Consider the following 20,832-nt stretch of genomic DNA (forward strand, 5'->3'; position numbering starts at 1 on the left):
GCGGAGGGGCTTGCGGCCCTCGCTGTTAACGGTAACACTGTGCGCAAGGTCGCGACCGGCGGCCGATGAGAGATACGAAGGGGTATCTGATCATGGATCAATCGCGACCTTCCGCCGTGCCTCACCGACGGCGCCTGGCCGGTCTGCTCACCGTCGCCGCCCTGTGTCTCGGCGGCGCCGTGGCGACGCCCGCGCTCGCGGCAGCGCCCGAGGGCGACATCACCGACGGGCTCGTGCACCGCTTCGTGCTGGATGAGACGTCGGGCACCGTGCTCGCCAACACCGGGTCGGCGGGAGCGGCCGCGAACGCCACGCTCGTGAACCCCGAACGCGTGGCGCTCACCGGCTCGGGCGTGCGGTTCAACCCCGACGACTACGCCTACTCCCTCGAGGGCGGCTACGCGCAGCTGCCGGCTGATCTCACCGCCGGCATGTCCTCGGTCACCGTCGACTACGACATCTGGATCGACCCTGCCAACGTGGGCGAGCATCAGATCTGGGGCATCGGCGCGAAGGCGTCGTGCGACGACGCCGCGGGCCAGCAGGGCCAGCTCTTGTCCTCCAACACCCAGCGGCTGCGGGTGGCTGTCGGCACGGTCAACGTGCAGCAGAACCGCGTGCGCCTGGCCGAAGGAGTCTGGAAGCACGTCACCTACACGCAGGCACAGAATCCCGACGGCGCCACGTGGACGGGCACGCTCTACGTCGACGGAGTGCAGCACGCGCAGGCCGCCGACATCACCACCTCCCCGGCGGTGAACGCTGCGGGGACGAACTGCAACTACCTCGCCCGGTCGCAGAACCCGGGTCACTACGCATTCCGCGGAACCCTGTCGGACTTCCGTGTCTACGATCGGGCGCTCAGCGCCGACGAGGCCGCCACGCGGGCGCACGCCGGAAACGAGGACGGCGTCGCGGCCGATGCCGACGCGATCGATCTCGGCCTGACGTCCGCGGTCGTGACCGACCTCGAGCTCCCGCGCCTCGGCGACGTCGCGGGGTCGACGATCTCCTGGGAATCCTCCGACGACACCGTCATCGACGTCGTCACCCCGCCCGCGGTCAACAGCGCGCGCAAGGTCCCGATCCGCGGGGTGATCACCCGTCCGCCGCTCGGCGCTCCCGACGCGCAGGCGGTGCTCACGGCGACTGTGCGCAAGGGGCCCGACTCCGTCACGCAGCGGGAGATCCCCATCACGGTCAAGGCCGAGTTCGACAGCGCCCAGTCCGTCGAGCGGGACACCCTCGAGCTCGAGCTGTACGCGACCGATGACGTCCGTGGCCACATCGATCTGCCTGCCGAGGGCGACTGGGGTTCCGTCATCACCTGGGAGTCCAGCGACGCGGCGATCTCCCCCACCGGCGAGGTGACGCGGCCCGCCTACGGTCAACCGGAGCATCGGGCGACCCTGATCGCCACCGTCTCGGGGGACGGTGTCTCCCAGCAGAAGAGCTTCGACGTCGTCGTGAAGCCCCTGCCCCGAGACGAGGAGTACGAGCGGTACTTCCTCGGGTACTTCAAGGGCGAAGGTCAGGCCGACGGGGAGCAGATCATGTTCGCCACCTCGAACGGCAACACCGCCCTCGACTGGACGGGGCTGACCGGGGGGATGCCGTCGCTCGTGTCCCAGCTGGGCGATCAGGGACTGCGCGACCCGCACATCGTGCGCTCGCCCGACGGCGACACGTTCTACATGATCGCGACCGACCTAAACTGGTACGACCAGGGCGGCTATGCGATCAACGACACGCAGTACATCGAGGTGTTCGAGTCGAACGACCTCGTCAACTGGACGCCGCAGCGCCACGTGAAGGTCGCCCCGGACGATGCGGGCAATGCCTTCGCACCGGAGTCGCTGTGGGTGGACGAGATCGGCGCCTACGCGGTCTTCTGGGCCCAGTCCCTGTGGAGCGACCCCGTCAACCGCACCGGACAGGGGAACGCGCAGATGTGGTACAACACCACCCGCGACTTCCAGACCTTCTCGGAGCCGCAGGTCTGGCAGAACCCCGCTCCCCAGTCGCGTATCGACACGACCGCCATCAAGGTCGATGACACCTACTATCGGGTGACCAAGAACGAGGCGGGCAACGCCGGGTCGGACATCTTCTCGGAGAAGAACGCGGACTTCCTCGACAGCGACATCTCCGCGTGGGAGCTGGTGGCCCCCGCGCTGGGACGCACGACCTGGCAGCCGGACGCCGGCTACGAGGGTCCGGTGATCTTCGAGGCGAACCCCGGTGACACGGCGTGCCCCGGCCAGTTCTACCTGTGGGGTGACCGCTACACCAACGGCGGCGGATACCAGGCGGCGTGCGAGGCGGACATCGAGGCGCAGACCTGGAACCCCAAGACCATCACGATGACCAACGCGGGCGTGCCGCGGCCGCGGCACGGGACGGTCATCCCGCTGACGCTGCGCGAGTGGAACAACATCCGAGGCATCGCGAACGAAGACGTCGACACGACGACGGAACTGGTCGTGGCGGATGCCGTCGAGGGGGAGGCCGCGGTCGCCACCGCGACGGTCACCGCGTCGGACGGCTTCCAGACCGGAGGTCAGGTGCGGTTCTCGGTGGGCGACTGGTCCGCAGAGGCGTACCTCGAGGACGGCAGCGCGTCGGTGACGCTCCCGGCCGACCTCGCCGCCGGCGCCTCCGAGGTGACGGCGCAGTTCCTCGGCCATGAGATCCTGCGTGCGTCACAGGCGCAGGTGGACTTCGAGGTCACTCCGGCGGTGCCGGCGGCGGTGACCGTCAGCGAGCGCTGCGCGGCGGGGAAGCTGCTGCTCACCGTTCGCGTCGAGAACGCCGGGGAGCAGGAGATGTCGGCGCGTGTCGAATCCGACTTCGGCGCGAAGACCTTCGCGTCGGTGGCGGCAGGCGCGGGCGCGACGCACGCCTTCACCACGCGGCAGGCTGCGGTGCCGGCGGGCGCGGTCACGGTGACCGTCACCGCGGAGACCTCGGGCGGGCCGCGGGAGTCGGTGTACGAGACCGAATACGGGGCACTGTCCTGCGGGCGGTGATGCCCACGGGTGGGGGCTGTCCTCCGGCCCCCACCCGCTCGGCCCGTCCGACCGGACGAGCCCCCCGAACGTCTCGCGGTGATCGACCGCTCGACACGGCGAAGGAGCCGACATGTCCCACGACGCAGCCGCCGATGCGCGCGGCGCAGCCTCCCGGCGCACGGGGGTCCGCAACGGGAGGACCGCTCTCACGGCGCTGCTCACGGTGTGCGCCGTGATCGGCGTGGTCCTCGCTCCGTCGGGGGAGAAGGCCCAGGCCGCCCCCGAGTGGGAGCCGGATCCCTCCTACACCTCCACGGACGACGGCGACGGCACCTACCGCGTGCCCCTGCTCAACTCCGACGTCCCCGACGTGTCGGTCGAGCGCCTCCCCGCCGATCAGAACGCGGAGGGGCGTGACATCTACTACATGATCAGCACCACGATGCACCTGAGCCCCGGCGCACCCATCATGAAGTCGTACGACCTGGTGAACTGGGAGATCGTCAACTACGTCTTCGACCGCGCCGACATCAGCGACTCCTTCTCGCTGCGCAACGGCGAGACCTCGTACGGCCAGGGTCAGTGGGCGTCGTCGCTGCGCCACCACGACGGCAAATGGTACGTCGCGTTCAACACGAACAACCTCGGCGGGTCGTATCTCTACGTCACCGAGGACATCGACGCGGGGCGGTGGGAGCGCATTCCGCTCGGCCGCTCGTACCACGACCCGTCGCTGTTCTTCGATGTGGACGGCACGCCGTACATCTTCTACGGCTCGGGGTCGACCAGCGCGGTCAAGCTCAGCGCGGACTTCTCCGAGGTGCTCGGCGAGTATCCGCAGATCATCCGGCCCGGCGACTACCCCGGTGCCCCCGTCGGCGGGCTGTTCGAAGGGGCGCAGGTCACCTTCATCGACGGGCAGTACTACATCGTGATCATCACCTGGCCGCCCGGGCAGGGCCGGCAGGTGGTGCTGTTCCGCTCCGACGAGCTGCTGGGCCGCTACGCGACCGAGGACGGCAGCAACCCGTACGAGGCGCGCGGCGTCCTCAACTCCAACGGCTTCGCGCAGGGCAGCCTCGTCCCCATCGAGCAGGACGGCGACCTGACCTACTGGGGCATGTTCTTCCGTGACACCTTCCCCATCGGCCGCATCCCGGCGCTCATCCCGGCCACCTGGGGTGCGGACGGATGGCCGACCTTCGGCAACGCCGGCAGCGTCCCGGTGAACGGGTCGTTCGCCAAGCCCATCCGGTTGAGCGAGGCGGAGGAGCGGCTGGAGCGGCAGAAGAGCATCGTGGCATCCGACGACTTCGCCAACGACGCCCCGCACCGCGCATACATGGACGAGGAATGGGCCATCCCGCCCGAGGCGGGCTCCGCGCCCGATCGCGAGTATCCGCACCCGGACGAGGTCGCATCGAACGGGTCGCGACTGGCGATGCAGTGGCAGTGGAACCACGCCCCCGACAACCGGTACTGGTCGCTCACCGAACGCGAGGGCTGGCTCACGCTCACCAACGGCCGAGTCGTCACGGGGGAGTTCCGGCACACCAAGCTCGCCGCAGACGACGAGCTGGCCTGGCTCGAGGAGGCGCGCAACACCCTGACCCAGCGCACGTTCGGACCGAGCCAGTCGGCCGAGACGAAGCTCGACATCTCCGGGATGAAGGACGGCGACGTGGCGGGTCTCGCCGCCTTCGGCCGCAACTTCTCCTACGTGGGCGTCAAGCGTGAAAGCGGCGCGACCACGGTCGGAGTGGTCAACCGCGTCGCCCCTTTCACCGCCGACATCGACCAGCGCGCGGTGGAGGAGTTCCTGCCCGGTACCACGGTGGACCTCGGCGACGCCACGGAGATCCACCTCAAGGCGGACCTCGACTTCGCCGCCCCCGCCGGTCAGCTCTGGACGAGCTTCCTCTACAGCTTCGACGGCGTGGAGTGGAACGAGCTCGGCGGTCGCGTCGGCCCCCAGACGCTCGACGGAACGCTCACGCACTTCATGGGTCACCGGATCGGCCTGTTCACCTACGCGACGCAGCAAGCGGGCGGCCGGGTCGACGTCGACCACTTCCTGCTCAGCGACGTGCGGACCGCCCAGAACCTCCCCCTCGACACCGGCCAGCTCGACGCGGCGATCAGCCACGCGCGCACGCTCTCCGAGGCGGCCTACCCCGCGGATGCCTGGACTGCCATGCAGGCGGCGCTGGCATCGGCCGAAGCCGCTCGAGCTGGGAGCCTCGGCACCCAGAACCAGATCGACGCCCCCGCTCGCGCACTCGGTCTCGAGCTTGCGCGGCTGGGTGTGATCGAGGCCGGGCAGCCGCAACTCGCCGTCACGGTCTCGGCGTCGTGGCGGTGCCTGGCAGGAAAGGCCCTGCTGACGGTGCGCGTCGACAACCGCGAGGACGTCCCCGTGACCGTCGCGCTGTCGTCGGACTACGCGGACAAGACGCTCACCGTGGCACCCGGCGGCTCCGCCGCGCACGCCTTCTCGACGCGTGAGGCATCGCCCCCGGCGGGCTCCCTCATCGCGAACACGACCGCGATCGTCGACGGAGAGGAGGTGTCGACGCGGGCCGTCACACCCTACGCCGGCCATTCGTGCCGGTGAGCAGCCCGCCGCGCGGGCATCGGATCAACACGACAGACAAAGGAGAGGTCTTTGCGTACACGCAGTGACAGGCGATCACCGATGAGGGTGATCGCGATGACAGCGGCCGGAGTGCTGCTGGCAGCCGGACTCGCCGTCGGCAGCCCGGTGCACGCCGCCGACGAGGAGCTCATCGTCAACGGTGGCTTCGAGGACGGTCTGCAGGGGTGGTTCGCGAACAACGGCAATGCCGCCGACGGGGCCACGCTCACCCTCACCGACGATGCATCCACCGGCGCACAGGCCGTTCGGGTCACCGACAGGACGACGACGGGCTCGGGTCCCATGCAGGATCTGTCCGGCAAGCTGCAGGCCGGGGAGACCTACACCGTCACGGCGCGGGTGAAGTACGACGATCCCGCCAGCCCCGCGACGAAGCAGTTCTTCATCACGATGCACTACGGCGGCGGCAGCTACACCAACCTCGGCACCACCACCCCCGCACGGGGCGAGTGGGGCTCGATCAACGCCACCTTCACGATCCCCGCAGATCAGAACGCCTCGACGGCACGGATCTTCGTGGAGACCCCCTGGACGCAGGACCCGCAGTCGGCGCCCGATGTGCACCTCATGGACTTCACCGTCGACGACGTCTCGCTGGTCGGCAGCGCGCCGCCCCCGCCGGCATCCAAGACGATCGAGGTCGTCGGCAAGCTTCCCGGCGACCACAACCCGCTGATCGGCCACAAGTTCGGCGCCGACGGCTACGGGTTCGCCCACGACGGGCGTGTGTACATGTACATGACCAACGACACGCAGGGGTACGCCCCCGACCCCGTGACGGGGGTGTCGCGTCAGATCAACTACGGCGACATCAACCAGATCACGCTGATCTCGACCACCGACATGGTCAACTGGGTCGACCACGGTGAGATCCCCGTCGCCGGCCCCAACGGCGTGGCGCCCTATACGGGCAACTCCTGGGCTCCCGGCATGGCGAGCAACGTCGTCGACGGCGAGGAGAAGTTCTTCCTTTACTACGCCAACGGCGGCGGGTCGAGCAACGTGATCGTGGGCGACTCGCCTTTCGGCCCGTGGTCCAACGAGCGCACGAGCCCGCTGATCACCTCGGCGACGCCGGGTGCGGCCGGCGTGAGCTGGCTCTTCGACCCGGCTCCGCTGGTGGACGACGACGGGCGATCGTATCTGTACTTCGGCGGCGGCCCGGCTTCGACGGCCTTCCCGCCCGCAGAGCGGTACAACAACCCGAAGAACCTGCGCGTCATCGAGCTGGGCGACGACATGGTCTCCACCCAGGGCACCGCCGCAGTGGTGGATGCCCCGGTGGCGTTCGAGGCTGCCCAGGTGTTCAAGCGCGGGGACACCTACTACCTGTCCTACTCGTCGCACTTCGGCGGCAACGACTTCGGCGGCAACCAGACGCCGCTCCCGGGCTACCCGGGTGGCGGACAGATCGGCTACATGATGTCGGACGACCCGATGTCGTGGCCGAAGGAGACGTACGCCGGGGTCATGTTCCCGAACCAGTCCCAGTTCTTCGGCGCCGGCACCGGTGGCAACAACCACCAGTCGGTCTTCGAATACGAGGGCAAGTTCTACTTCACCTATCACGCGCCGACCCTCAACAAGCGGATCACCGGCGACACCACCCAGGGCTACCGCAGCCCTCACATCCAGGAGCTCACCTTCCGTGAGGACGGCACCGTGAACCAGGTCGTCGGCACCTATGCCGGCGCCGAGCAGGTGCGCGACTTCGATCCGTACCGCACGTTCGAGGCCGAGACGCTGGGGTGGAGCAAGGGCATCGCCACCGCGAAGATCGCGGACGGATCGAGCGAGTTCGGCGAGACGGCCCCCAACCTGGCCGTCACCGACATCGACGACGGTGACTGGACGGCGCTGTCTTCGGTGGCGTTCGGTGACGAGGGAGCCCGGTCGGTCACGGTCGGCGTCAAGCCGCTGCAGGACGGCGGCCGGATCGACGTGCGCGCCGGCGGTGCGGACGGCGAGATCCTCGGCACCATCCCGGTCGACGGGCCTCTGGGCGAGTGGACGCAGCTGACCGCGGAGCTCGACGCGGCGGTGGGAACGCATGACGTGTTCTTCACGTATGCCGGCCCCGAGGGTGACCTGTTCGAACTGGACTCCTGGTCGTTCGAACAGGCAGGGGCTGCCCCCGCGCTCGACGTGACGGCCGTCGCCTCGGTCCGCTGCGTCGCCGGCAAGGCCGCGGTGACGGTGCAGGTGGTGAACGAAGACGAGGTCCCGGTGGCCGTGCGTCTGGACTCGGACTTCGCGTCGAAGTCCTTCGCTGCGGTCGCCCCGGGCGCCTCGGTGGCCCACACGTTCACCACCCGCCAGGGTTCGGTGCCCGACGGGGAGGTGACCGCCACGGCGACGGTCGATGGGGAGGCGGTGGCCGCCGACCTCCGCGTGCCTTACTCCGCTCGCTCCTGCCAGTGAGCACGTGGCCCCCGGGGAGCGCTTCCCCGGGGGCCCGCCGACTCCGGAATCTTCCTTGTCAGCGATCTGCGTCATCGGTAACGTCGCAACGCATCCACCGCGAGGATTCCGAAGTCTCTGAGAACGACAACCGGAACGCCCGGGTGTTTTTGGGGCCGGCCGACGTGGACGTCGACCGGAGAATGGAGAAAGCAATGAAGTTTTCCACAGGAATGACCGCGCGGCTCGCGGTCGCCGCCCTCGGCGGTCTCGTGCTCGCCGGCACCGCCGGCGCCGCGTTCGCGGTCGACGCGTACGGTGATGAAGAGGTCGAGGTCAGTGTCTCGATCGCGCCCGCGACGGGATCGGGCTCACTCAGCCTGTCGGTGGCCGGCACGTCGTCCTCCCTCACCGAAGTGGCCTCGGGTGAGCCGGAGGTGCGTCGGTTCGACGGCGGGCTGCCAGAAGTCACCGTCACGGACACGCGCGAGGCGGCGGAGATCGGAGCCGATCGCTGGTGGTACGTCGTCGGTCAAGCCACCGACTTCGCCGGCGACAGCGGCCAGCCCGCCATCAGCGCCGGCAACCTCGGCTGGGCACCCGACGTCATCGACGAGGGAGACGGCCTGGTCATGGAGGGCGACCAGGTGGACACGATCGTCGATGACGGGCCGGATGCGGTGGGGCTGGTCGGCCAGGAGCTGCTGTACGCAGCCTTCGATTCGGCCACCCTGGCCGAGTCGGGGGAGACGTCGTGGTCCGCCACGGCCGCGCTCTTCCTGAAGACCGGCGCGGACGTCGCCCCGGGCGACTACTCGTCCACGGTGACGCTGTCGCTGTTCGAGGACGTGCTCTGACGAGGAGGGTCCGCCGTCGCCTCGGATGAGGCGTATCCGGATCGAAGGCGCCATCGGGGGAATCGGGGCTGTCCTGGCCACGATTCCCCCGATGATCGCGCGAAGGGGGAGGGTCATGAGCACCAGTGTGAAGACCGGCGCCGGGTTGCTGGGACGGGCGGCGCTTGTCCTCGGCGTCGTCGCGGCGCTGTGCGTGGCGGCTCCCGTCGCGCATGCCGACGACGGGACGATCACGTGGGCGGTGACCCCGGCCACCGAGTCCGGCCCCGACGGCCGCGGCATCATCGAGCAGGAACTCGATCCGGGCGCTTCTACCCAGGATCACTTCGCGGTGCGAAACCTCAGCACCGTCACCGTCACGTTCCGACTGACCGCGGCGGACGGCTACTACACCGCGAACGGTCGCTTCGACATGCTGCCCTCCTCGGAGGAGTCGGTGGATGCCGGCACCTGGATCGACCTGCCCCCGAGCGTGACGGTCGAACCGAACGCGACGGCAGTTGTGCCGTTCACCACGACCGTTCCCGATGACGCGATGCCGGGAGATCACGCCGCGGGCATCGCGGCCTCGGTGCTCTCCGCCGGCACGGATGCCGCGGGATCCGAGGTCGGCGTGGAGAGCCGCATCGGGTTCCGGCTCATGACCCGCGTCACGGGAGAGATCACGCCGGCCGTCGAGATCACCGAAGCCGGGGGCGCGTACGACCTCTCCTGGAATCCGTTCCGGCCGGGGTCCGCCACGGTCGACTTCACGGTGCGCAACACCGGGAACACGAGCGTGGCGCTGGCCGGGGCGGTGACCGCCGGCACCGGCTCGACCGCGTTCCCCGCGGCCGGCCAGCCGCAGTACCCGCTGCTCCCCGGCGCCGAGCGCTCCTTCTCGCTGCCCGTGAGCGACGTCTGGCCGCTGCTGCTGGTGCCCACGGCCATCTCGCTCACCCCCTCCGCCTACGACTTCGGCGGCGACTCCGTCCCGATCTCCGCGGTGACCGCCGACCTCGCGCTCTGGGCGATCCCCGCACCCCAGCTCGGCCTCGTCATCGGCGTCGCGCTGATCCTCACGGCTCTGTTCTGGGGGAGGCGCCGGTCCGCCCGCAATCTGGCCTCGGCCCTGGCGGCCGCGCGGGAAGAGGGCCGTGCCGCCGCGGCCGGGCAGGCGGCATCCGCTGATCGGCCCCGTTCAGACGGTCTCCCCACGCCCTGAGGGGCGAGCCGTCGATGAGATCGCCCGGTCGCACCGCCGCCGACGACGCCGAGGCGGTGGTCGCACGGGAACTCGGGTCGGCCGCGAAGTGGCGGTCGACTCCAGCACCCACCATGCTTGTGCTGCTGGAGGCATAAGTGAACGACCCGAATCGCGGCTGGCAGCGGCCGAGCATCTACGACGTGGCCAAGCAGGCAGGCGTCTCGCACATGACCGTCTCGCGCGTCCTGAACGGCCACCCCAACATCCGCGAGTCGACGCGCCTGCGCGTGCTGCAGGCCATCGATGAGATGAACTACACGCGCAGCTCGATCGCGCGGGCGCTGGCCACCCGCCGTGCGATGCGCATCGGCGTGCTCGTGGACGGACCGCTGCAGTACGGGCCGAATAGCACGCTGCGGGCGCTCGAGAGTGCCGCGCGACGCGTCGGGTACGCCATCAGCGCCTTCTCCATCTCCGAAGACGAGCAGTCCCAGATCAACGACGGCGTCGTCGAATTGGTCACGCAGGGCGTGGATGCGCTGTGCGTCATCGCCCCGCGCGCGTCGTCGCTGGACATCCTCCGGCAGCAGAGCACCGGGCTTCCCACCATCGTGGTGAAGGCCGAGCAGGACGACGTCTGGCACTCGGTGGCCGTGGATCAGCGCGGGGGCGCAACGCTGGCCGTGACCCACCTCATCGAGCGGGGTCATCGCTCGATCCTCCATCTGTCCGGACCGCTGGACTGGTATGACGCCCGCGAACGCGACGGCGGGTGGCGAGATGCGCTCGCGCTCGCCGGGTTGCCGATCCCGAAGTCGATCTCGGGTGACTGGACCTCCGATTTCGGCTACGCGATCGGGCGCGACTTCGAGCCCGACGGCGTGACCGCCGTCTTCGCGGCCAACGACCAGATGGCGCTGGGCTTCGTGCACGGCCTGTGGGAGCAGGGATTGCGCGTTCCGCACGACATCAGCGTCGTGGGGTTCGACGACCTGCCGGACGCTCGTCATTTCCTGCCGCCCCTGACGACGGTGCGACAGGATTTCGCCGCGCTCGGCGAGCTGGCGCTGCAGCAGATCATCGCCGCCATCGGCGGAGAGGCCCGCGTGCAGCACGACATGATCGAGCCGAAGCTGATCGTGCGGGGCTCGACGGGGCGTCCGCCTGCGTGAGACCGACCCGGGCGGGCGCCTCGGGGCAGCGGTAACGAGAGGGTAACGAATCGGAATCGCACGCTTGCCATTTGGGATGTTAGCGCGCACAGTTGACTCGCACATACCCGAGCGTGCTGGCAAGCACGCCTTTCACTTCGACGAATGAACGCCGAAGTTCTCAAGGAGGAGAAATGGCACAGAAGAAGCGGATGCGCGGCCTGCTGGGGTTCATCGGGGCGGGAGCCCTCGCCCTGGGGTTGGCCGGCTGCGCGAGCGGCGGCGGCGGCGGGGGAGACTCCGACGCCGGCGGTGACGGCGACCTGATCACCGTCGGCTTCGTGGCGGTCGGCCCCGAGGGTGCCTGGCGTGAAGCCAACGAGAAGAACATCCAGTCGACCTTCACCGAGGACGCCGGGTACGAGCTCAAGTACGCACCGGCGACGAACCTCGACCAGAAGTCCCAGATCGACGCGTTCACGTCGTTCGTGGATGAAGGCGTCGACGTCATTCTGCTCTCGGCAACGGAGGCATCAGGCTGGGAGGACTCGCTCAAGCGCGCTCAGGAGGCCGAGATCCCGGTCGTGCTGCTGGACCGGGGCATCGAGCCCGACGACACGAGCCTGTACGTGACCCGCATCGCCCCGGACAACATCGTCGTCGCAGAGGCGGTCGGCGACTGGGCGGTGTCGCAGTTCCCCGACGGCGGCAACTACATCGTGCTGGAAGGCCCGGCCGGCGTCGGCGTCGTCAACGAGCGCAACGAGGGCTGGGATGCCGCCGTCGACGGCTCCGCGCTCGTGAAGGTCGCGGCGCAGACCGCCAACTGGTCGGCTGAGGAGGGCAAGAGCGTCACCGAGACCCTTCTGAAGGCCAACGGCAACGACATCCAGCTGATCTTCGCCCAGAACGACGAGATGGGACTCGGTGCGGCGCAGGCCGTCGAAGAGGCCGGCCTGACGCCGGGTGTCGACGTGAAGATCGCCACCATCGACGGCACGCGCGCAGCGATGGAAGCGCTCGCCGAAGGCCAGTTGAGCTTCGTGCACGAGTACAACCCGCTGTTCGGCGAGACCGCGATGGAGGTCGTCGAGAAGGCGCTCAACGGTGACGAGGTGGAGTCGTACATCATCGTCCCCAGCACCGCCTTCGACTCGCCTGAGGCAGCCGACAGCGTCCTCGCCGACCGCCAGTACTGAGGGTCGGGCGCTCCAGCGCCCGCCTCGGAGTCATCGACCAGCGGTGCGGGGTCCGACGCGGCCCCGCACCGCGGTCGACAGCCTGGTCGTCACTGCGGCCGATCACAGGATGCGAAGCAATGAGCGAAGAACTGCCGGTCGTGCAGATGCGCGACATCTCCATCGCGTTCCCTGGCGTGAAAGCGCTGGACGGGGTGGACTTCCGCCTCTTCCCCGGTGAAGTCCACGCGCTGATGGGGGAGAACGGCGCCGGGAAGTCGACCCTCATCAAGGCGCTGACGGGCGTCTACCGGATCGACTCGGGGTCGATCATGGTCAGCGGGCAGGAACGACAGCTCCACGGCACCAGCGATGCTCAGGCGGCCGGCATCTCCACGGTCTACCAGGAGGTCAATCTCGTGACCAACCTGTCGATCGGGGAGAACGTGATGCTGGGGCACGAAGTGCGCGGGCCGTTCGGAATCAACTGGCGGGCCACGCACCGTGCGGCGACCGAGGCGCTGGAGAAGCTCGGACTGGGTGACCTCGACACGCACCGGCCGCTGTCCACCCTCTCCATCGCGGTGCAGCAGCTCGTCGCCATCAGCCGGGCCATGGCCATCAAGGCGAAGGTCCTCATCCTGGACGAACCGACGTCGAGCCTGGATGCCGCAGAGGTCGAGAGCCTGTTCCGGGTGATCCGGGCGCTGCGGGACCAGGGCGTGGCCATCCTGTTCGTCTCCCACTTCCTCGACCAGGTCTACGCGATCAGCGACCGCATGACGATCCTGCGCAACGGGCGGTACGAGGGGGAGTACGCGACCCGCGAACTCGACCGCCGCTCACTGATCTCGAAGATGATCGGCAAAGACCTCGACACGCTCAACTCCCTCGGCGGAAACCGGCGCGTCGAACTGCGCGATCATGCCGCGGAGGAGCCGGTGCTGAGCGCGCGAGGCCTCGGCAGGCGCGGGGCGATCGAGCCCACCGACCTGACCGTCCATCGCGGCGAGGTCGTCGGATTCGCCGGCCTGCTCGGCTCGGGGCGCACGGAGCTCGCACGACTGCTCTTCGGGGCCGATCGAGCCGATCAGGGCGAGATCACCGTGCATGGTCGTCGCGTCGATCTGAAGAACCCGGCGGACGGACTGGCGAACCACATCGCCTTCTCGACCGAGAACCGTCGCGACGAGGGCATCATCGCCGAACTGACCGTGCGGGAGAACATCATCCTGGCGGTGCAGGCGGAGCGGGGATGGGCCCGACCGCTGTCGCGACGCGAGAAGGACGAGATCGTCCAGAAGTACATCACCGCCCTGAACGTGCGGCCGGCCGACCCGAACCGGCTCATCAGGAATCTGTCGGGCGGCAACCAGCAGAAGGTGCTGCTGGGCCGCTGGCTGGCCACGAACCCCGAGGTGCTGATCCTCGACGAGCCCACACGCGGCATCGACGTCGGCGCGAAGGCGGAGATCCAGGAGGCGGTGGCCGAGCTCGCCGAGAGCGGCGTCTCGGTGGTGTTCATCTCCTCCGAGCTCGAAGAAGTCGTGCGTCTGAGCGAGAGGATCGTGGTGCTCAAGGACCATCAGAAGATCGGCGAGATCGCCAACGGGCCGGAGGTGACCGCCGAACGCGTCGTGGACGTCATCGCTGCACACGGCGTCGCGGCGGCCGCCGATCGTGGCCTGGTCGACGCCGAGCCGGGGCTCGACGCCGTGAATCCGGGCGATGCGTCCGAGCCGGGAGTCCGGTCATGACCGCCGCCGTCCGCTCCGCGGCGCTCCGCGACATCCTGCGCAAGCCCTTCGTCTGGGGCATCGTCGCCATCCTCGCCCTGCTGCTGCTGAACGTTCTGAAGGACCCGGGCTACCTCGCCCTGTCGATCAACCCCACCAACGGCAACCTGGTGGGCAACGTCATCGACATCCTGCGCTCCGCAGCGCCGATCCTCATGATCGCCGTCGGGATGTCCCTCGTCATCGCCACAGGCGGCATCGACCTCTCCGTCGGCTCCGTCATGGCCGTCGCGGGCGCCGTGTCGATGGAGTTCATGAAAGCGGCGGACGACTCGGGATCGGTCGGCGTCGCCCTGGCGGCGGTCGGTCTGGCGCTCCTGGTGAGCGCCGTGCTCGGAGCCGTGAACGGGGTGCTCGTGGCGTACGTGGGCCTGCAGCCGTTCATCAGCACCCTCATCCTCATGCTCGCGGGCCGAGGGCTGGCGAAGGTGATCACGTCGGGGCAGAACACATCGGCATCCAGCGCGCCCTTCCGGTGGATCGCCAACGGCTACCTCATCGGGCTGCCCGTCGTCTTCTTCCTCGCGGTCGCCCTCGTCGTCGTGGTCGCCCTCATCGTTCGGCGCAGTGCACTCGGACTCATGATCGAGGCGATCGGCATCAACCCGAGGGCGAGCCGGATGGCGGGGATCAAGCCCAGAGGGCTGCTGCTCACGGTCTACGTCTCCAGCGGCGTGCTGGCGGGAATCGCCGGCGTCATGTCCGTGGGAACGGTCATGACGGTGGACGTCAGCCGCACCGGCTATCAGCTGGAGCTCGATGCCATCCTCGCGGTCGTCATCGGCGGCACCTCGCTGGCGGGGGGCAAGTTCTCGATCGGCGGCGCCGCGGTGGGCGCGCTGCTGATCGCGACACTGGACAAGACCGTGCTGTTCCTCGGGATCTCGTCCTCGGCGACGCCGGCGTTCAAGGCGATCGTGATCGTGGTGCTCTGCCTCCTGCAGTCCGAGCGCGTGCGCGGCTGGTTCGTGCAGCGCAGACGCCCGCCCACGGCTGCCTCGCCGAGCGCGGCGCGCACCGAGCAGGAGGTGGCGGCATGACCGCCCTGGACACCCGCCCGGCCGGCACGCCGCCCGGATCCTCGGGCGTCGCCCGGTTCGCCGCAGCGGTCCGCCGTGTCGTCACCTCGAACCCCTCGGTGCTGCCGACCGTGGCCGCGATCACGATCTTCCTCGGCATGGTCGTCTTCGGAGAGCTCTCCTACGGACGCATCGTGCAGTACAGCACGCTGTCGAACCTGCTGATCAACAACGCCCACCTGATCATCATCGCCGTGGGCATGACGTTCGTGATCCTCACCGGAGGCATCGACCTGTCGGTCGGCGCCGTCATCGCGCTGTCCAGCGTGGCCGGCGTGATGCTGTCCAATGCGGGATGGAACCCCGCGATGGTCATCCTGCTGATGGTGCTCATCGGCACGCTGTCGGGCCTCGTCAGCGGCACCCTGGTGCAGTACTTCAACGTGCAGCCGTTCATCGCGACGCTCGCGATGATGTTCCTCGGCCGCGGCCTCGCGTCGCTGCTGAGCACCGTTCCCGAGCGACTCGCCGACGATTCGCCCATCCGCGCACTCGGAACCCAGATCAAGGTGATCGACGGACCCAAGGTCAACGACCTCGTCATCTCCCCCGGAGTGATCGTCGCGCTCGTCGTCGTGCTCGCCGCCTTCTTCGTGCTGCACCGCACCCGCACCGGACGCACCGTCTACGCGATCGGAGGATCCGAGAACTCTTCGACCCTCATGGGCCTGCCCGTGCCCAGGACCAAGCTGCTCGTGTACGTCATCAGCGGCTCGCTGTCGGGGGTGGCGGCCGTGGTGTACACGTCGCGCCTCGGCATCGCGCAGAACATCACCGGCATCGGCTGGGAGCTCGACGCGATCGCGGCCACCGTGATCGGCGGCACCCTGCTGACGGGCGGCTTCGGCTATGTCCTCGGTTCGGTGGTGGGCGCACTCGTCCTGGGGCTCATGAACGTGCTGATCACCCGCGACGGCAGCATCCGGCCCGAGATGACGACCATCATCACCGGCGGCATCCTGCTCGTCTTCGTGCTGCTGCAGCGGGCGGTGAGCAAGAAGCGCGAGTAGGCCCCACCCGGTTGCGCGGGCGTCGCAGCGGCGCCTTTACCGGTAACATCGCGGCGGGGGATTGTCCGTAGAAGAGGGTGGAGACCAGACGCTCATGAGCGAGCCGACCATCGCCGACGCCATCCGCGCCGGCCGAACGTCCCTGGGGATCGAGCTCGGCTCGACACGCATCAAGGCCTGCCTCGTCGGGGAGAATCCGGCCGACGTGCTCGCGGTCGGCAGTCACGACTGGGAGAACCGCTTCGAGGGGCGGCTGTGGACATACTCCCTGGACGACGTCTGGTCGGGGCTGCAGGCGGCCTACGCCGACCTCGTCGCCGACGTGAAGATGCGCTACGGCGTCGTGCCCGACACCTTCGGTGCGATCGGCGTCTCGGCGATGATGCACGGCTACCTGGCCTTCGACGCCGCCGGTGAGCTGCTGGTGCCGTTCCGCACCTGGCGCAACACGAACACCGGCCCGGCCGTGGCAGCGCTGACCGAGCTGTTCGAGGTCAACATCCCGCACCGCTGGTCGATCGCGCATCTCTACCAGGCTGTGCTCGACGACGAGCCCCACGTGCCGCGCATCGACTTCTTCACGACGCTGGCCGGCTACGTGCACTGGCGTCTCACCGGCCGCCGCGTGCTGGGCGTCGGCGATGCCTCGGGCATGTTCCCCATCGCCGCGGCGACGCGCGGATACGACCCCGAGCTGCTCGCACGCTTCGCCGGTCTCGGCACCGGCCTCGACCTGGCGGCGCTCCTTCCCGAGGTGCTCATGGCGGGCACGCGCGCCGGGGACCTCACCGCCGAGGGGGCGGCCCTGCTCGATCCCACGGGCGCCCTGCGTCCCGGCATCCCCCTCTGCCCGCCCGAGGGCGACGCCGGCACCGGGATGGTCGCCACCAACGCCGTCGCGCCGCGCACCGGCAACGTCAGCGCCGGCACGAGCATCTTCGCGATGGTCGTGCTCGAGCGGCCGCTGGCGCGCGCGCACCACGAGCTGGACCTCGTCACGACGCCCGCCGGCGACCCCGTCGCCATGGTGCACTGCAACAACGGCGCGAGCGAGCTGGCGGCGTGGGCGGCGATGTTCGCCCGCTTCGCCGAAGCGTCAGGCTCGCCGCTCGACGCGGATGCCGTGTACGAGACGCTCTTCCGCGAGGCGCTGACCGGCGACCCGGACGCCGGTGGCCTCCTGGCCTACAACCACCTCGCGGGCGAGCCGATCGCGGGGCTCGACGAGGGCCGCCCGCTGTTCGTCCGCACCCCCGACAGCACGTTCACCCTCGCCAACGCGATGCGGGCCCAGCTCTACGGCGTCTTCGGCACGCTGGCCCTCGGCATGCGGGTGCTCGACGAGGAGGGCGTGGCGCTGGATCGCATGTTCGCCCACGGGGGCATGTTCCGCACCGCCGGGGTCGCCCAGCGCTTCCTCGCCGGCGCCCTGGGCGCGCCCGTCGCCGTCGGCGACACGGCGGCCGAAGGCGGCGCGTGGGGCATCGCCGTGCTGGCGTCGTACCTCTCCCACGCCGCCGACACCGACCTCTCCGCCTACCTCGACCGCGCGGTCTTCGCCGGCGCCGACGTCACCGTCGCCGACCCCGACCCCGCCGATGTCGCGGGTTTCGCCGCCTACCTCGATCGTTACCGCGCGGGCCTCGCCATCGAGGCCGCCGCCGTCGCCGCCCTCTGACCCGACACCGAAGGAACACCATGGCCCTCTCCACCTCCCTCGACGCCTACGAGGTCTGGTTCGTCACCGGCAGCCAGAACCTGTACGGCGAAGAGACGCTCCGCCAGGTCGCCGACCAGTCGCAGGCCGTCGTCGCCGGACTCTCGGATCTCCCGGTCCGCGTGGTCTGGAAGCCCGTGCTGAAGGACTCCGACAGCATCCGCCGCCTGGCCCTCGAGGTCAACGGACGCGACGACGTCATCGGCGTCATCGCGTGGATGCACACCTTCAGCCCCGCCAAGATGTGGATCGCCGGCCTCGATGCCCTGCAGAAGCCGCTGCTGCACCTGCACACGCAGGCCAACGTCGAGCTGCCGTGGGCCGACATCGACTTCGACTTCATGAACCTCAACCAGGCCGCCCACGGCGACCGCGAGTTCGGGTACATCCAGACGCGGCTGAACGTCGCGCGCAAGACGGTCGTCGGGCACGTGTCGAACCCCGTCGTGCGCGAGCAGATCGAGCAGTGGCAGCGCGCCGCCGCCGGCTGGCAGGCCGCCCGCACCCTCAAGCTCGCCCGCTTCGGCGACAACATGCGCTACGTCGCGGTCACCGAAGGGGACAAGACCGAGGCGGAGCTGCGCTTCGGCGTTCAGGTGAACACGTGGGGCGTGAACGAACTGGCGGATGCCGTCGCCGCGGCATCCGACGAGCAGGTCGACGCCCTCGTGGCCGAGTACCTCGAGCTCTACGACGTCGCCGACGAACTGCGGCCCGGCGCCGAGCGTCACCAGTCGCTGCGCGACGGCGCGGCCATCGAGGTCGGGTTGCGGACGTTCCTCGAAGCGGGGGGCTTCGGCGCGTTCACCACGTCGTTCGAGGACCTGGGCGCGCTGAAGCAGCTCCCCGGTCTCGCCGTGCAGCGCCTCATGGCCGAGGGCTACGGCTTCGGCGCCGAGGGCGACTGGAAGACGGCCATCCTGGTGCGGGTCGCCAACGTGATGGGTGCGGGCCTGCCCGGCGGGGCGAGCCTGATGGAGGACTACACCTACGACCTCGTGGCGGGCGACGAGAAGATCCTCGGCGCGCACATGCTCGAGGTCTCGCCGTCGCTGACGAGCGCCAAGCCGCGGCTCGAGGTGCACGCGCTCGGCATCGGCGGCAAGGACGACCCGGTGCGCCTGGTCTTCACCGCCGACCCCGGTCCTGCCGTGGTCGTGGCGATGAGTGACATGCGTGACCGGTTCCGCCTGGTGGCGAACGTGGTCGAGAACGTGGAGGCGCCCGACCTGCCGAACCTCCCCGTGGGACGCGCGGTCTGGAAGCCGGCGCCCGACTTCGCCACGAGCGCGGGCTGCTGGCTGGCCGCGGGCGCCGCCCACCACACCGTGATGAGCACGGCCGTGGGCATCGAGGTGTTCCGCGACTTCGCCGAGATCGCCGGCACCGAGCTGCTGGTCATCGACGAGGACACCACGGTGCGCGGCTTCCAGAAGGAGCTGCGCTGGAACGCGGCGTACTACCGCCTGGCGCAGGGGATCTGATCATGGCGCACCTTCCCGCCAGTGGCACGCAGCACACCCTCCGCCGCGGCGCGTGCGAGGTCGTCGTCGCGAGCGTCGGCGCCTCGCTGCGCTCGTTCACGCACAGCGGCCGCGACCTCGTGGTCCCCTTCGACGCCGACGAGGTGCGCCCGGCGTACCGCGGGGCCACCCTCGCCCCCTGGCCGAACCGCGTCGTCGACGGCCGGTACGCGTTCGGCGGCACCGAGCAGCAGCTGCCCCTCACCGAGCCGGAGCGCGGGCACGCGCTGCACGGCCTGGCGGCCTGGCTCGACTTCGAGCCGGTCGACAAGGGACCCGATCACGTCACCCTCGCCGCGACCGTCGAGCCGCAGACGGGGTACCCCTGGCGCGTGCGCGTGCAGACCACCTTCGCCCTCGGCGACGACGGCCTGACGCAGACGGTGCGCGCGCAGAACCTCTCGGCCGGACCCGTCCCGTTCGGCACGGGTCCGCACCCCTACCTCGTCGCGGGGGAGGGCACGGTCGACGACTGGACCCTCGAGCTGCCGGCATCCGAGGTGCTCTCGGTCACGCCCGACCGGCTGGTGCCCACGACCCTCGGTCCCGTCGATGAGGCCTTCGACTTCCGTGCGCCGCGGGCGATCGGCGCGACCGAGATGGACCACGCCTTCACCGGACTCGCCCCCGGTGACGACGGTGTCACGACCGTGCGCGTCACGGCCGCCGACGGCCGCGGCGCGGGGATCGCGTGGGATGCCGCCTGCTCCTGGGTGCAGGTGCACACCGCCGATCGGCCCGATGGCGCGGCCGATCCCAGTCACCGCATCGGGCTGGCGGTCGAGCCGATGACCTGCGCCCCCGACGCGTTCAACGCGCCGCGCTACGGCTTCGACACCGGCCTGCTCGTCATCGAGCCGGGCGCGACAGCCGAGGCGAGCTGGCGGATCTTCGCCATCTGACCTCGGTTCCGCCGTCGGACAGGCGGAAGGCCCCCGGCATCGCTTCCGGGGGCCTTCCGCTGAGGTTGCTCAGCCTGTCGCTCAGTCGTCGCCGCGGAGCTTCTCCTTGACCTCGTTGCGCGTCTGCACGGAGTCGCGCTCCGCTTCGGCCTTCTTCACGTCGGATTCGGCCTTGCGCTCGTCGACCTTGTCCTTGATGCGGTCGGCGGTGTCTTCGAACGCTTCCTTGGCCTTGCGGCCTGCCGTCTCAGCGGCGTTCTTCGCGTCGTCCAGAAAACCCATCTCTCGCTCCTCTCCTGAGGCGGGCCGGGGTCACCCGTCGGTCCGTCGTGGCCCCGACCCTAGCCCTGCAACGACGCCCTTGCG

General features: G+C 69.6%; 14 protein-coding genes. 13 read left to right on the forward strand and 1 reads right to left on the reverse strand.

Annotated elements, in window-relative coordinates:
• The first annotated feature begins 92 nt into the window (after positions 1-92).
• The 13 genes from NQ165_RS05235 to NQ165_RS05295 all read left to right on the forward strand — a co-directional run bounded on the left by NQ165_RS05235 (position 93) and on the right by NQ165_RS05295 (position 20,466).
• Positions 93-3,029, forward strand: a complete 2,937-nt coding sequence (locus NQ165_RS05235) for an immunoglobulin-like domain-containing protein (protein ID WP_257531946.1) — start codon at positions 93-95, stop codon at positions 3,027-3,029.
• A gap of 112 nt (positions 3,030-3,141) precedes the next feature.
• Positions 3,142-5,625, forward strand: coding sequence for a glycoside hydrolase 43 family protein (locus NQ165_RS05240; protein WP_257531948.1), 2,484 nt, complete (start codon positions 3,142-3,144; stop codon positions 5,623-5,625).
• Positions 5,626-5,721: 96 nt separating this feature from the next.
• On the forward strand, positions 5,722-8,088 hold the full coding sequence (locus NQ165_RS05245) for a family 43 glycosylhydrolase (protein ID WP_257531951.1): 2,367 nt from the start codon (positions 5,722-5,724) through the stop codon (positions 8,086-8,088).
• A 194-nt stretch (positions 8,089-8,282) separates the two neighbouring features.
• Positions 8,283-8,924: a hypothetical protein gene (locus NQ165_RS05250; protein WP_257531954.1), complete on the forward strand. Its 642-nt coding sequence runs from the start codon at positions 8,283-8,285 to the stop codon at positions 8,922-8,924.
• Positions 8,925-9,039: 115 nt separating this feature from the next.
• Positions 9,040-10,128: a DUF916 domain-containing protein gene (locus NQ165_RS05255; protein WP_257526230.1), complete on the forward strand. Its 1,089-nt coding sequence runs from the start codon at positions 9,040-9,042 to the stop codon at positions 10,126-10,128.
• Between the two features lie 137 nt (positions 10,129-10,265).
• Entirely contained in the window at positions 10,266-11,282 is a 1,017-nt protein-coding gene (locus NQ165_RS05260; protein WP_257526229.1) for a LacI family DNA-binding transcriptional regulator, read from the forward strand.
• 173 nt (positions 11,283-11,455) lie between these two features.
• The gene (locus NQ165_RS05265) at positions 11,456-12,460 is read left to right on the forward strand and encodes an ABC transporter substrate-binding protein (protein ID WP_257526228.1); all 1,005 of its coding nucleotides are present in this window, start codon (positions 11,456-11,458) and stop codon (positions 12,458-12,460) included.
• 119 nt (positions 12,461-12,579) lie between these two features.
• Complete coding sequence (locus NQ165_RS05270) at positions 12,580-14,196, forward strand: sugar ABC transporter ATP-binding protein (protein ID WP_257531956.1); 1,617 nt, start codon at positions 12,580-12,582, stop codon at positions 14,194-14,196.
• A complete protein-coding gene (locus tag NQ165_RS05275) occupies positions 14,193-15,275 on the forward strand; it encodes an ABC transporter permease (protein ID WP_257531958.1) in 1,083 nt (360 codons plus the stop codon). The genes NQ165_RS05270 and NQ165_RS05275 overlap by 4 nt, the downstream gene beginning before the upstream one ends.
• The gene (locus NQ165_RS05280; RefSeq protein WP_257526225.1) at positions 15,272-16,324 is read left to right on the forward strand and encodes an ABC transporter permease; all 1,053 of its coding nucleotides are present in this window, start codon (positions 15,272-15,274) and stop codon (positions 16,322-16,324) included. The genes NQ165_RS05275 and NQ165_RS05280 overlap by 4 nt, the downstream gene beginning before the upstream one ends.
• A 94-nt stretch (positions 16,325-16,418) precedes the next feature.
• Positions 16,419-18,002: a xylulokinase gene (locus tag NQ165_RS05285; RefSeq protein ID WP_257531961.1), complete on the forward strand. Its 1,584-nt coding sequence runs from the start codon at positions 16,419-16,421 to the stop codon at positions 18,000-18,002.
• A gap of 20 nt (positions 18,003-18,022) precedes the next feature.
• Complete coding sequence (gene araA / locus NQ165_RS05290; RefSeq protein WP_257531963.1) at positions 18,023-19,525, forward strand: L-arabinose isomerase; 1,503 nt, start codon at positions 18,023-18,025, stop codon at positions 19,523-19,525.
• A gap of 2 nt (positions 19,526-19,527) precedes the next feature.
• Positions 19,528-20,466 (forward strand): aldose 1-epimerase family protein, encoded by a 939-nt coding sequence (locus NQ165_RS05295; protein ID WP_257531965.1) that lies wholly within the window; start codon positions 19,528-19,530, stop codon positions 20,464-20,466.
• An 81-nt stretch (positions 20,467-20,547) separates the two neighbouring features.
• Here the strand turns inward: NQ165_RS05295 and NQ165_RS05300 are convergent, their stop codons facing one another.
• A complete protein-coding gene (locus tag NQ165_RS05300) occupies positions 20,548-20,748 on the reverse strand; it encodes a hypothetical protein (protein WP_257531967.1) in 201 nt (66 codons plus the stop codon).
• Between the last annotated feature and the right edge of the window lie 84 nt (positions 20,749-20,832).

This window comes from Microbacterium sp. zg.Y1084 (genome assembly GCF_024623595.1).
Lineage (GTDB): Bacteria > Actinomycetota > Actinomycetes > Actinomycetales > Microbacteriaceae > Microbacterium > Microbacterium wangruii.